General features: G+C 35.9%; 14 protein-coding genes. 11 read left to right on the top strand and 3 right to left on the bottom strand.

The window, feature by feature from the left end; all coding sequences use genetic code 11:
• The first annotated feature begins 1 nt into the window (after window position 1).
• A complete protein-coding gene (locus M2373_RS08410; protein WP_259109493.1) occupies window positions 2–508 on the top strand; it encodes an SH3 domain-containing protein in 507 nt (168 codons plus the stop codon).
• 64 nt (window positions 509–572) lie between these two features.
• Here M2373_RS08410 and M2373_RS08405 read toward each other — a convergent pair whose 3' ends face one another.
• The 3 genes from M2373_RS08405 to M2373_RS08395 all read right to left on the bottom strand — a co-directional run bounded on the left by M2373_RS08405 (window position 573) and on the right by M2373_RS08395 (window position 2,468).
• On the bottom strand, window positions 573–1,022 hold the full coding sequence (locus tag M2373_RS08405; RefSeq protein WP_259109491.1) for a GNAT family N-acetyltransferase: 450 nt from the start codon (window positions 1,020–1,022) through the stop codon (window positions 573–575).
• Complete coding sequence (yihA, locus tag M2373_RS08400; protein WP_259109489.1) at window positions 1,015–1,638, bottom strand: ribosome biogenesis GTP-binding protein YihA/YsxC; 624 nt, start codon at window positions 1,636–1,638, stop codon at window positions 1,015–1,017. Before yihA ends, M2373_RS08405 begins: the two co-directional genes overlap by 8 nt.
• A gap of 68 nt (window positions 1,639–1,706) precedes the next feature.
• A complete protein-coding gene (locus tag M2373_RS08395; protein WP_259109487.1) occupies window positions 1,707–2,468 on the bottom strand; it encodes an alpha/beta fold hydrolase in 762 nt (253 codons plus the stop codon).
• A 272-nt stretch (window positions 2,469–2,740) separates the two neighbouring features.
• Between M2373_RS08395 and mraZ the strand changes: the two genes are divergently transcribed.
• The 10 genes from mraZ to murG all read left to right on the top strand — a co-directional run bounded on the left by mraZ (window position 2,741) and on the right by murG (window position 13,700).
• Window positions 2,741–3,199 (top strand): division/cell wall cluster transcriptional repressor MraZ, encoded by a 459-nt coding sequence (gene mraZ, locus M2373_RS08390; protein WP_259109485.1) that lies wholly within the window; start codon window positions 2,741–2,743, stop codon window positions 3,197–3,199.
• Window positions 3,200–3,237: 38 nt separating this feature from the next.
• Window positions 3,238–4,134, top strand: coding sequence for a 16S rRNA (cytosine(1402)-N(4))-methyltransferase RsmH (rsmH, locus tag M2373_RS08385; RefSeq protein WP_259109483.1), 897 nt, complete (start codon window positions 3,238–3,240; stop codon window positions 4,132–4,134).
• A 112-nt stretch (window positions 4,135–4,246) separates the two neighbouring features.
• On the top strand, window positions 4,247–4,615 hold the full coding sequence (locus M2373_RS08380; RefSeq protein WP_259109481.1) for an FtsL-like putative cell division protein: 369 nt from the start codon (window positions 4,247–4,249) through the stop codon (window positions 4,613–4,615).
• Entirely contained in the window at window positions 4,599–6,590 is a 1,992-nt protein-coding gene (locus tag M2373_RS08375; protein WP_259109479.1) for a penicillin-binding transpeptidase domain-containing protein, read from the top strand. The genes M2373_RS08380 and M2373_RS08375 overlap by 17 nt, the downstream gene beginning before the upstream one ends.
• Window positions 6,591–6,717: 127 nt before the next feature.
• On the top strand, window positions 6,718–8,178 hold the full coding sequence (locus M2373_RS08370; protein WP_259109477.1) for a UDP-N-acetylmuramoyl-L-alanyl-D-glutamate--2,6-diaminopimelate ligase: 1,461 nt from the start codon (window positions 6,718–6,720) through the stop codon (window positions 8,176–8,178).
• 8 nt (window positions 8,179–8,186) lie between these two features.
• Complete coding sequence (locus M2373_RS08365; protein WP_259109476.1) at window positions 8,187–8,555, top strand: hypothetical protein; 369 nt, start codon at window positions 8,187–8,189, stop codon at window positions 8,553–8,555.
• Window positions 8,556–8,582: 27 nt separating this feature from the next.
• Window positions 8,583–9,824, top strand: coding sequence for a phospho-N-acetylmuramoyl-pentapeptide-transferase (gene mraY / locus M2373_RS08360; RefSeq protein WP_259109474.1), 1,242 nt, complete (start codon window positions 8,583–8,585; stop codon window positions 9,822–9,824).
• An 82-nt stretch (window positions 9,825–9,906) separates the two neighbouring features.
• Entirely contained in the window at window positions 9,907–11,235 is a 1,329-nt protein-coding gene (gene murD / locus M2373_RS08355; protein WP_259109472.1) for a UDP-N-acetylmuramoyl-L-alanine--D-glutamate ligase, read from the top strand.
• A 72-nt stretch (window positions 11,236–11,307) separates the two neighbouring features.
• Complete coding sequence (locus M2373_RS08350) at window positions 11,308–12,546, top strand: FtsW/RodA/SpoVE family cell cycle protein (protein ID WP_259109470.1); 1,239 nt, start codon at window positions 11,308–11,310, stop codon at window positions 12,544–12,546.
• A gap of 59 nt (window positions 12,547–12,605) precedes the next feature.
• Window positions 12,606–13,700 carry an undecaprenyldiphospho-muramoylpentapeptide beta-N-acetylglucosaminyltransferase gene (gene murG / locus M2373_RS08345; RefSeq protein WP_259109468.1) on the top strand — a complete coding sequence of 365 codons (1,095 nt, stop codon included), beginning with the start codon at window positions 12,606–12,608 and terminating at the stop codon, window positions 13,698–13,700.
• The last annotated feature ends 50 nt before the right edge of the window (window positions 13,701–13,750 follow it).

The following is a 13,750-nucleotide window of genomic DNA, read 5'->3' as shown; positions in this document are numbered from 1 at the left end:
CATGAAAAAATTAATACTATTCATCATACTTACATTCAGCTCATTTATATTGAATTCTTGTTTTAAAGCCAACGATAATGTGGGTCATGGCGGAAGATGTACTGGTTCTGCAAATTGCTCTGCTTGCTCAAATTGCTCACGTTGTGGGCATTGCAGTAGCGGTGGAACATGTGGGGTCTGTGGAGGAGGATCTTCGGGATATTTTAAGAAAAAAAATACTTCTAAAAAAACGTCAACTTCGGAATCCTATAAATCCCCAAAAGGAAAGTCTACCAAGACTCCAAAGGTTTCAATAGATGAAGTAAATGTAAATATCAACTCTCCCAAATACATTGCTGGAATTGCAACAACAAATATTTACGAAAAACCAACCGTAAAATCCAAAATAATAGCAGCAGTCCCTAAAAGCGAAAAATTGATCCAACTTTCCAAACAAGGTTCTTGGATTAAAGTGCAAATCAAAACAACAGGTAAAATAGGATACGTATTTTATAAGGATGTAAAATAACTAAAACCATAAAAACACTCCACATATAACTAAAAAAGCGAAGAACTGAGTTCTTCGCTTTTCTTTATTTTCTCAACATTTCCGTATGAGGAATGTCGTCTTCCAAATATTTCTTCCCGGTATCTACAAATCCAAAACCTGAATAGAATCTCAATAAATAATCCTGTGCAGAAATTCTGATTTCGGAAGTCTGAAACCTGTTTTCTATGGTATCAACAGCATATTTTATCAGCAGTTTTCCAAGGCTCTTTCCTCTTGCTTTTTCCGTTGTCAATACTCTTCCAAGAGAGGTTTCATCGTATTTTATCCTTTTATCAAAAACTCTGCAGTAAGCCAGTATCTCACCATCTTCTTCTGCCCAGATATGAAGGGCTTTCTGATCATAATTATCTAAATCAGGATACGGACAATTCTGTTCGATGACAAAAACATCAATACGGGCTTTTAAAACAGCATAAAGCTCAGGAACAGTGAATTCTTCGAAGCTCTTAATCTTCCAGATAATATTACTCATCGAAACTTACATTATTATTGATTAAAAATTCGTTGGTTTTTTGTATAAAATTCAGGATCTCTTCTCCACCCACTTTCTTTTCCGCAGAAGTCACATAAATCTCCGGAAGATCCTCCCATGTTTTGTGAAGCTCCGCTTTATAGTTCTCTACATTTTTAATGGCGATATTCGGTTTCAGCTTATCTACTTTCGTAAATACAATAGAGAATGGCACCCCACTTTCACCACACCACTGAATAAATTCCAGATCAATCTTTTGAGGTGTATGTCTTGAATCTACCAAAACAAAAAGATTCACTAAATTTCGTCTGTTTAAGATATAATTTGTGATCAGTTTTTCAAAATCTTTTCTAATTGATTTAGAGACTTTCGCATATCCGTAACCCGGCAAATCGGTTAAATACCAATTTTCATTCACTAAAAAATGATTAATAAGCTGAGTTTTTCCGGGAGTTCCAGACGTTTTAGCCAAATCTTTGTGATTCATCATTGCATTAATCAATGAAGATTTTCCCACGTTGGACCTTCCGATAAAAGCATATTCGGGAATTGTAGGTTCCGGGCAGTCTTGCCATTTTCCGCTACTCTTTACAAAATTTGCAGTTTTAATAACCATTTTTTAGAAAATTTTTTAGAAAAACAAACCATTAAGAAAAGCTCTTAATGGTTCATTTATATTTTGTTTTAAACTTTATCTTTTAACCAGCTGTAGAGAATTTCATTAAATTCATCCGGCTTTTCCATCATCGCAGCATGACCGCATTTATCAATCCAGAACAAGTCTGAATTCGGAATAAACTTGTGCATATCTTCCGCAACTTCAGGAGGCGTTACATTATCCTGTTTCCCCCAGATCAGACACGTTGGTGTTAAGATTTTCGGAAGATCATTCAGCATATTGTGTTTGATGGCACTTCTTGCCAGCATTACCGTTTTTATACCTTTCATCCTGTCATTCACAACACCAAAAACTTCATCTACCAGGTCTTCAGTAGCCACAGAAGGGTCATAAAAAACCTCTTCCGTTTTCTTCCTTATATAAGAACGGTCATTTTTTCTCGGAAAGCTGTCTCCGAAAGTTCTTTCATATAAACCGGAACTTCCCGTAAGGACAAGATTCTTGACCAAATCGGGTCTCGCCAATGTTAAAATAAGCCCTACATGACCACCCATCGAATTTCCGACAATGGTAACAGGCCCTTCAATATGGCTTTCAATAAACTTTATAATATATTTTGCAATCGTGGTAAGATTCGTATTGAGTACCGGCAAATCATAGATCGGTAATTGAGGTACATAGACCTTAAATCCTTTCTCTGAAAAAAAATTCACCATCTTATCGAAATTACTCAAACCACCCATTAAACCGTGCAATAGCACCAATGGATGTCCTTCCCCCGCTTCTACAAAGGTATATTTCTTTTCTTTTTTTGTACTAAATATCATAAAATGCCTTAATAAAGCCTTGCAAAAATACAAATTAAACCTCAAAAATATTTTGATTACCCTAATTTAAAATAAAAATAATATAATAACCGTTTTTTTAACTCTTTTTTTGAAAATCTCTTTATTATGGCTTAAACAACACATTTCACAAACTACAACATATCAGTATTTTACACCTTAAAATCTAAATCTTTAATAAAACTTATTAACATTGAGTCAAAAAGTGGGAAAAAGTGGGAATTTTTGGAAATTATTATATAAATTTGCTCCAAATGAAAAGTTTCATTGGGACATATGAGTGTAAAATTGACGACAAAGGCCGCTTAAAAGTTCCTTCATCTTTAATTAAACAGATGGAGAACTTCGATGATAAGGCGTTTGTAGTCAAGAGATCTGTGTTCCAACCTTGTCTGGAAGTTTATCCTATGAATGCATGGGACAAAATGATGGGCAAAATTAATAAGCTAAACAGATTCATTAAAAAGAATGCTGATTTCATTAGAATGTTTACGGCAGGAGTAAAAACGGTAGAATTGGATAATGCTGGAAGATTACAGATTTCAAAAGACCTCATGCATTTCGCAACCCTTCAGAAGGACATTGTGATTACAAGCGCAGGAGAACTGTTTGAAATTTGGGATAAAGAAGCCTATGAAAAGGTAATTTCCACCAATGAACTTGATTTTGCAAGCCTGGCTGAAGATGTAATGGGCGCTTTCGATGAAGAATAACCACGCTGATAAAAAGCGTAAAAAAACACAATTTAGACATGTATCATAACCCCGTTTTGTTGAAGCAAAGTGTTGATGATTTGGTGACGAATCCAGACGGAACATACGTGGACTGTACTTTTGGTGGCGGTGGCCACTCAAGAGAAATATTGAGCAGACTTTCGGAAAAAGGAAGACTGTTCAGTTTTGACCAGGATTTAGATGCTCTTAAAAATACAATTGATGACCCGAGATTCACATTGATTAATCAGAATTTCAGATTTCTGGAAAACTCTCTGCTAATGTATGGGATTTCTCAGATTGATGGCGTTCTGGCAGATCTTGGTGTTTCATCGCATCAGTTTGACGAAGCTGAGAGAGGTTTTTCAACGAGAAGCGATGCACCTTTGGACATGAGGATGAATGTCATGCAGGGTCTTGATGCCAAAAGAGTGATCAATGATTACGAAGAAGAGCAGCTTGCTGATATTTTTTATTACTACGGTGAACTCAGAGAAGCAAGAAAACTTGCAAGAGACATCGTTCATCACAGAAAAAATAAAAGCATTAATACCACGGAAGATTTGAAAAAATTATTCAGCTATCTTCCTCCGCATAAGGTTAATAAATTTTATGCTCAGCTTTTTCAGGCGATAAGAATTGAGGTCAACCAGGAACTGGAAGTTTTAAAAGAAATGCTTGTTCAGGCATATAATGTCTTAAGACCTGAAGGCAGATTGGTTGTTATTTCTTACCATTCTTTAGAAGACAGACTGGTAAAAAGATTTTTGAAAAACGGAATGTTTGAAGGAGAACCTCAAAGAGACATTTACGGAAATTATACCAAAGCATTTGAACTGGTAAAGAGTAAAGCGATTATTCCTGACGACAAGGAAATCGAAGAAAACTCAAGAGCCAGAAGTGCTAAAATGAGAACAGGAATTAAGGTAGGATAAATTTTCCACCCACAAATTCCCCTCCTTTGGAGGGGTGGCGAAAATTCAAAGAATTTTTGACGGGGTGGTTATAAAAACTACAATTAAATAAATAATAAATCAGACAAAGTCTGTGGCAAAAAGAGTAACAACAAATCGTCCCCAGAAGAGATTAACTTTTATAGATATTATAAAAGGGAATTTTCTGAACCGTGATGAGATCAAAATACATTACAAGTATTTTCTCCTGTTGTTTATCTTAATGATGGCCATGATTTACAGCAATCATCTCGTCAACAAGAAGATTAAAATTGTTAACGCCTTAAAAGAAGAAACAGAAGAATATAAATCACGAAACGCTTACGCCCAAAGTAAGCTGATCAAAGTAAAAATGGAATCGGAGTTGGGGAAAGAAGTAGCAAGGGATTCTTTAATGACCCTGGAAAATCATCCTCATAAACTGCTAATAAAACTGGACAGCACAGATGCAAAAGCAAAATGAATACGATAACAAACGTAAAAAAACGTTAAGGTGGGGCTACCTCTTCGCAGTGGTGGCTTTGTGCGTATTTGTAATGTTCCTTGCGAGAATTGTAATCTTACAAAACACTAATGTTCAGGAAATTAAAGACGACTACATTAATAAAAACTATCGCGAGGCTACTTTAAAAGCTGCCCGTGGAAATTTATTCGCTTCAGACGGTTCTATTCTCGCAACAACCGTGATGCGCTACGACATCTATCTTGATTTCAAAACAATGAAGGACACTGTTTACACCAACAACATTGGCGCATTAACAGATTCTTTAAGCAAAATGTTTGGAAAGCCAAGAGGTGAATTCAGAAAGAAATTTGACGAACAGAGAGGAAAGAAAAACCAGTATTACACTTTGGTAAAAGGTCTTGATTTTGATCAGTACGACAGAATCAGACAGTTTCCGATTTTTAAAAGAGGTAAAAATAAAGGAGGCTTTATTGTCGACAGAAATTATAAGCGAGAGCTTGCCACTTCAGAAATCGGAGCAGGAACCATTGGTATGGATGACGGAGAACATACAGCCGGACTTGAAGGTGCTTTCTCAAAATATCTCAGAGGAACTGATGGCAAAAGATTGGAACAGAGAATCAATTCTTCTCAATGGAAACCTATTGACTTCTGGAAAGTTCAGGAACCCGTTGACGGTGAAGATGTTTATACGACATTAGACCTTAGAATTCAGGATATTGCACACTCAGCTTTGGAAAAACAACTGATCAATTTTGAAGCAAAACACGGAACCGTGATTGTGATGGAGGTTGAAACAGGAAAAGTTCGTGCAATGGTTAACCTGCGCAGAACTGAAGATGGAGATTACGAAGATTCTTACAACTATGCTCTAAAAGATAATATCGAACCCGGATCTACCTTTAAAACTATTTCGCTTCTGGCGGCAATGGATGATGGTTTTATTGACGAAAATACAACGGTAAATGTAGGAAACGGAGTTTGGGTATATGCAAAGCAAAGAATTTCAGACGGACACGGCGGTGGGACCTACGACATTAGTGATGTTTTGGCAAAATCCAGTAACGTAGGAACAGCAAAACTGATTACAAAGTATTATGCCGAAAAACCTCAGATATTCCTGGACCACCTGAAACGCTGGAAGTTATTTGACAAAATGGATATTGAGCTTCCGGGGATTACAAAACCTAAAATTGTAACGCCTCAGAACAAAAGATGGAATGCTGCAACACTGGCTTCAATCGCTTACGGATATTCATCAAACATTAATTTATTACAGTTAACGACCTTTTATAATGGGGTTGCTAACGGCGGAAAAATGCTTAAGCCTTTATTCATCGATAAAATCATGAAAGACGGCAAGGTAATGTATAATGCAAAACCAGAAGTAATGGTCAACAGAATGGCTTCTGAAAAAGCCATTAAAATGATGACCAATGCCTTAACAAAGGCCGTTGAAAAAGGAACAGGACGAAGTATTTTTACCCCAAATCTAAAAATGGCAGGAAAAACAGGAACGGCTAGATTTGAATATTGGTTGCCTGGTCCGATGAAGTATCGAGCATCGTTCGCAGGATTCTATCCGGCTGATAATCCGAAATATACTTGTTATGTAATGATCAGTGAACCGAATACAGCGAAAGGATTTTATGGAGGAACAGTTTCCGCTCCGGTTTTTAAGGAAATTGCAGGAAAAACATTCTTAAAGACTCCTCAAAATGTTGAAAAAGAAATGCTTGTAGACAAAAAGGTCAACTTAAATAAAATGGTTGAGCCTAATGTAAAAATAGAAGTAAATAATAAACAAATGCCAAGTGTAGTAGGATTGATCGGTAAAAACGTGATCCCGCAACTGGAAAACCTAGGATACCGTGTTGATTTTAAGGGTGTTGGAAGAATTACAGAACAATTCCCACTGGAAGGCACAACAATTAGTAAGAATCAGAGAATTTATTTATCTCTGCAGAATTAAAGGAAGAAAAGAACCCGAAGGGTTCAATATTAATAGCCATAAGTGAAACTTATGGAATCCGAAAATATAATATGAATAACGACAGGATAAAACCATGTCAAAGATTAAAATATAAAGCATCAAAGAAATGCAATTAATTGAATTATTAAACAGAATTCCAGTATTAGAAATTCACGGTGATGACACTCGTGACGTTTCAGAATTGACATTCGACAGCCGAAAGGTTACGGAAAACTCTTTGTATATCGCAATGAGAGGAACGGTTGTAGATGGACATTCATTTATTGCATCTTCAGTTGAAAAAGGAGCAAAAACAATCATTTGTGAAGAATTTCCTGAACATTTAGATGAATATATCACCTATGTTAAAGTAAAAGATTCTTCTAAAGCCTTAGGCCAGTTAGCATCCAATTTTTATGGTAATCCTTCTGAAAAATTAAAATTAATTGGTGTAACAGGAACAAATGGGAAAACTTCCGTTTCAACGCTGCTTTTTGATGTTTTCAAAAATTTAGGCTACGATTCCGCTTTACTTTCTACAGTAGAAATCAGAATTGGAGACAAAATCATTCCGGCAACACACACAACTCCGGATGTGATCACCATTAATAAAATTTTAGCTCAGGCGGTTGAAGAAGGTTGTGATTTTGCTTTTATGGAGGTAAGCTCTCACGGAATTGCCCAAAACAGAATTGAAGGTCTTCATTTTAAAATAGCCGGATTTACCAATTTGACACATGATCATCTTGATTATCATAAAACTTTTGATGAGTATTTAAAAACCAAAAAAAGATTTTTTGATCAACTTCAGGATACAGCTGTAGCCATCACTAATGTTGATGACAAAAACGGAAATGTAATGCTTCAGAATACAAAGGCGGTAAAAAAATCTTATGCCTTGAAAACAATGGCAGATTTTCATGGAAAACTTCTGGAAGTTGATTTTAACGGAATGCTGCTGAACTTTAACGGAAAAGAATTCTGGACAACACTGACGGGAAAATTCAATGTTTACAATTTATTGCTGGTTTACGGAATTGCTGCGGAGCTTGATTTTGAACAGGATGAAATTTTACAGGCCATCAGTAAGCTTAAAAGAGTTTCAGGAAGGTTTGAAACATTCAAATCAGATGGAGGGATTTTCTTCATCGTAGATTATGCACATACTCCCGATGCGTTGGAAAACATTCTGGACAGCATTAATGATATCAGAACAAAAAATGAAAGATTAATCACTGTTTTTGGTTGCGGAGGCGACAGAGATCATTCAAAAAGACCTGAAATGGGAAATATTGCCACGAAGAAATCTACGTTGGCCATCATCACTTCAGATAATCCGAGAACGGAAGATCCTGCAGTTATTATAAAAGAAATTGAAGCAGGCGTTGAACCTCAGAACTTCAGCAAATACACTTCAATACCAGATAGAAGAGAAGCCATCAAAATGGCAATAAAATTCTCAGAACCGAAAGATATCGTTCTCGTAGCCGGAAAAGGTCACGAAAACTATCAGGAGATCAATGGTGTAAAACATCATTTTGATGACAAAGAAGTAATTAATGAGCTTTGGAAGCTTATGAGTAAATAAATGGGAAAATGAAAGCAATAAATATATCCGCCATCATACTTTTAATAATTGGTCTGGGAATATTTATGCTCTATATTTTCACAAATGTATTTGAAAAAAAATATAAAATTTTGGATTGTGAAGGGGTTTACTATTCAAAATTATTTAAAGAGCCGGAAAGTTTGGTATATAATAATACAGAAGCGAAAATTGGAATCTGCCTTTGTGAAAAATATATGAAAAATAAAAGCCCTCTTTATGAAAATGAAATTTTAAAGCTGTATCAAAAACATAAATATAAAATGATTCCTGAATCAATTATAAAAAATAAAGGAAGCAAAATTGATACAATATGTAAATATAGAAGGGATGTATTTATGAAGATGTATAATCTCTAAATTATTAACCTTTAAATTAAATAGAAAATGTTATACTATCTATACGAATATTTAACCGCCCATGGAATACATGTTCCCGGATTAGGACTGTTGAAATACATTTCTTTCCGTGCAGGAATGGCAGTTTTGTTTTCTTTAACCATTGCTCTTGTATACGGAAAAAGAATCATCAACTACCTGAGAGCAAAACAGATGGGTGAATTGGTTCGCGATCTTGGATTAGACGGACAAAAACAAAAAGAAGGAACTCCTACGATGGGAGGTCTTATCATTATTTTGGCGACTCTTATTCCTGTTCTGTTATTTACAAGAATTACAAATGTTTATATAGTCCTTCTGATTGTTTCTGTGATCTGGATGGGTGCCATTGGTTTCTTAGATGATTATTTAAAGAAAATCAAAAAAAATAAAGATGGCTTAAGCGGTAAATTTAAGATTGTAGGACAAGTCGGGCTAGGGTTAATTATCGGAGTTACAATGTATTTCCACCCGGACATTACTGTTAAAAGAAAATATGCGGACGCAAAAGTAGTCAACAGAAATAATGTAGAACAAAACTTTATGCCTACTGAGAAAATCACTGTTTCTACCGTTCCATTCACCAAAAATAATGAATTTGATTACAGTGGAATGCTTTTTTGGATGAATGATAAAGATGCTCATGAATGGGCTTGGGTTGTCTTCATCCCTATCGTTATTTTTATTGTAACAGCGGTATCCAACGGAGCCAATATTACCGATGGAATTGATGGCCTCGCTGCCGGAACAAGTACCGTCATTTTGCTCACCTTAGGTTTGTTCGCTTACCTTTCCGGGAATATTATTTTTGCAGATTATCTCAACATCATGTTCCTCCCCAATATGGGTGAAACCACCATTTTTGTAGTGGCCATGGTGGGTGCTGTTATTGGTTTTTTCTGGTACAACACCTATCCGGCGCAGGTTTTTATGGGTGATACCGGAAGTTTGATGCTAGGCGGTGTTATTGCTGTCTTAGCCATTATTTTAAGAAAAGAATTAATGATTCCTGTTTTATGTGGAATCTTTTTAATCGAAAACCTATCTGTGATGCTGCAGGTTGTAGTTTTCAAATATAGAAAAAGAAAATACGGGCTGGAATATGCTCAAAATAATAGACTATTCAGAATGTCCCCTTTACATCACCATTATCAGAAGGGAGGCTTTCATGAGAGTAAAATAGTTAACAGAATGATTATCATCGGAGTAATGCTGGCCATTGTATGCTTGATTACGTTGAAGATGAGATAAAAATTAATTTAAAAAATTGAATTATTTAAGCATTTAAACATTTTGAATTATTAAATATTTCAATCATTAAATCAAAAATTATATGAAAATAGTTGTTTTAGGAGGAGGAGAAAGCGGTTGCGGAGCTGCTTATTTGGCTAAAAAACAGGGTCTGGAAGTTTTTCTTTCAGACAAAGGAGCCATTAAGGATAACTATAAGCAGTTTCTTGTTGAAAATGAAATTGAATTTGAAGAAGAAAACCACAACGAAGAAAAAATTTTAAATGCCGACTGGATTGTAAAAAGCCCGGGAATTCCTAAAAAGGCAGAAATTATTCATAAAATTCATGAGAAAGGAATCAGACTTTCTTCTGAAATTGAATTTGCCTCAGAATTTACCGATGCAAAAATAATAGCCATCACAGGAAGCAACGGAAAAACAACAACTACGTCTTTGATCTATTACATCCTGAAAAATGATGGACTAAATGTAGGTTTAGGCGGAAATATAGGCTACAGCTTTGCCAAGCAGGTTGCTGATGAAAACCACGAATATTACGTATTGGAGGTAAGTTCCTTCCAGTTGGATGATATTCAGAATTTCAGACCTTATATTTCTTTATTGTTGAATTTGTCGCAGGATCACCTGGACCAGTACAATTACAACTATGAAGAATATGCATTAGCAAAGTTCAGGATTGCTGAAAATCAGGAAAATGATAATTTCTTCATCTATAATAAAGATGACGAAATGAGCAAAAACATTCTTGAAAAATTAGAGATCAAAGCCAAAATGATTCCTTTTTCAACAAAAGAAAAGTTGTCCGAAGGGGGGTTCATAGATCAGGATAAGATTGAAGTGAAGCTAAAGGATGATTTCTCCATGAAAATTGAAGAATTGTCTCTTTTAGGAACGCATAATGTAGCCAACAGTTTAGCGGCATCAATTGCCGGTAAAATATTACAGATCAATAATGAAAGTATCAGAAATTCATTAATGACTTTTCAGGCTGTTGAGCACAGATTAGAGCTTGTAACTGAAATTGAAGGTGTCAAATACATCAATGACAGTAAGGCAACCAACGTCAATGCAACCTATTACGCACTGGAAAGTATGAAAACTCCGACCGTTTGGATTGTTGGAGGTTTAGATAAAGGAAATGACTATACTGAAATTGAAGAATTAGTCAAAAGAAAAGTAAAAGCAATTGTCTGCTTAGGAATTGATAATGAAAAAATTATCAATTTCTTTAAAGATAAAAAAGAGTTTATTTATGATACCTCAAGCATGGAAAAAGCGGTTGAGATTTCAAAATCATTAGCTAAAAAAGGAGATACCGTTTTACTTTCTCCTTGTTGTGCGAGTTTTGACTTATTCAAAAGCTACGAAGACAGAGGCCATCAGTTTAAAGAACAGGTGCTGAAAAATTAAGAGTTAACAATGAATAATTAAAAGTGAAATTCTATTTTTTCATTATTAATTTTTCATTATTCATTAAATAATATGAACGAACAAGACACAGAAAACAGATTTGAATTTCTAAAGGGCGATAAAGTACTTTGGATGGTCATTCTTGTGATCTCCATTTTCTCTATCTTCCCTGTATATTCTGCAAGTTCGAATCTGGAATACATTGTAAATAACGGGACCACGACCGGTCACGTTATCAAGCATATGTTCTTTGTAGTCTTAGGTTTGGGAATCATGAGAGTGGTCGGAATGGTGAAGTACGAATATATCGGAAAGCTCAGCAGTATTTTGCTCGGTTTGATGGTAGTTCTATTGATTGTCACCATGTTTACAGGACAAACCATTGACGGGGCGAGTGCTTCCCGATGGCTGAAAATCCCGGGAACCCCTATCTCATTCCAGCCTTCTTCATTTGCCTTTTTAATGTTGATTATTTACCTCTGCAGATATCTGACCAAGAAAATCACGAGAGAAAGGCTTCCGATTGAGAATATTATGTACATTTTCGGGCCTATTTTATTGGTTTTTGTACTGGTAGCAAAAGATAACGGTTCTACAGCATTAATGATTTTAATGGTTTCCGTGGTGGTTTTGATTATAGGACAGCTACACTGGAAATATATTGCAGGCTTTATTTCAGCCTCATTCATCGCCATTGTTTTCTTCTTACTGATTGCCCTGAATACAAATATGATCGGAGGAAACCGTGTTCACACATGGATGAGCCGTATTGAAACTTTTACATCAACGAAAGCCAAATCAGCAGATACCGACGATGAAAGCCTGAAAGCAAAAAATTATCAGGTAATGCAGGCAAAAGCTGCCATTGTACATGGTGGAATTACAGGAATGGGACCAGGAAAAAGCGCCTTAAAACAAATGCTTCCACAGTCTGCATCCGACTTTATTTTCGCCGTAATTGTTGAAGAATATGGAGTAATTGGTGCCGCTTTTCTCATAAGTTTATATTTAATTATGATGATCCGTATCGTGATGATAGCCAGTAAGATGCCCGCTTTTTTCGGGTCTTTACTCGTTCTCAGTCTCGGAGTGATGATTTTCATACAACTTGCTGTAAATATTGCAGTTGCAGTGAATTTAATCCCTGTTACAGGGCAACCGCTGCCGTTGATAAGTTATGGAGGTACATCAATGCTGGTAACATATTTGCAGTTAGGAATTATCTTAAATATCAGCTCCAGGATCCAGATTTATGATGAAGAAGGAATGGGAAAAAAACAAAGCATAGCCGAAATAAACGATATCGCTTAGGCCATTTCGAACAATGAAATGACAAAGCACTATTATTTTTTAAGAAAAATGATTTTAAAATGAACAAAAAACTGAAAATATTATTATCCGGCGGAGGTACAGGAGGTCACATCTTCCCTGCCATCGCTATTGCAGATGAAATCAGAAAGAGATTTCCTGATGCAGAGTTTTTGTTCATTGGTGCCAACGGAAAAATGGAAATGGAAAAGGTTCCGCAGGCAGGCTATAAAATCGAAGGTATTGATATCGCCGGAATCGACAGAGGAAATATGTTATCTAATTTGGGATTGCCATTTAAGATCTTAAAGAGTTTATCTAAATCTAAAAAGATCATTAAAAACTTTGCTCCGGATTTCGCTGTTGGGACAGGAGGTTTTGCAAGTGGTCCGGCTTTATATGAAGCAAGCAAAATGGGAATTCCGATTTTTATTCAGGAGCAGAATGCACACGCAGGCGTAACGAATAAGATCTTAAGTAAAAAAGCAAAAGCTGTATTTACGGCCTATCCGAAAGTGGAAGGTTTTCCGGCTGAAAAAATAAAATTTCTGGGAAATCCTATTCGCGAGAATATCATTTCAGGAATGCAGGAGACCACTCAAGCAAAAGAAAAAATGGGACTTGACAAAGATAAACTGACCATTTTATCTGTCGGTGGATCTCTAGGGTCAAGAACATTAAATAATGGTTGGAAAGACAATTTAGAAAACCTTAAGGAAAAAGGTTATCAATTGGTCTGGCAGACCGGAAAGCTGGATTACAACGAATTATCTTCCAGCCTCCAGCTTCCAGCTTCCGTACAACTGAAAGAATTCATCAAAGATATGGAAACAGCCTATTCTGCAGCGGATGTGATTGTTTCCAGAGCAGGTGCGATTGCCATTTCAGAGTTGGCCGTAGCACAGAAGCCTGTTTTATTGGTTCCCTTCCCTTTTGCAGCGGAAGATCATCAAACCAAGAATGCTATGAATCTGGTTGAAAAAAATGCAGCCAGAATGGTAAAAGACTCTGAAATGCAGGAAAAATTCTGGAATACTCTTTCAGAAATCTGCGAAAATGAAAGTGTAAGAAAAGAAATGTCTGAAAATCTGAAATATTTTGCCAAGCCAAATGCTGCAAAAGAGATTGTAGACGAGATTTTTAAAGTAATAAAATAATTAAAAAGGCTTCGACAGGCTCAGCCTGACAAAATAAGAAGATAAGCGAA

The organism is Chryseobacterium sp. JUb7, assembly GCF_024806495.1.
Classification (GTDB): domain Bacteria; phylum Bacteroidota; class Bacteroidia; order Flavobacteriales; family Weeksellaceae; genus Chryseobacterium.
Note: the sequence above shows the minus strand (reverse complement) of the source record. Positions and strands in the feature narration are given on the sequence as shown.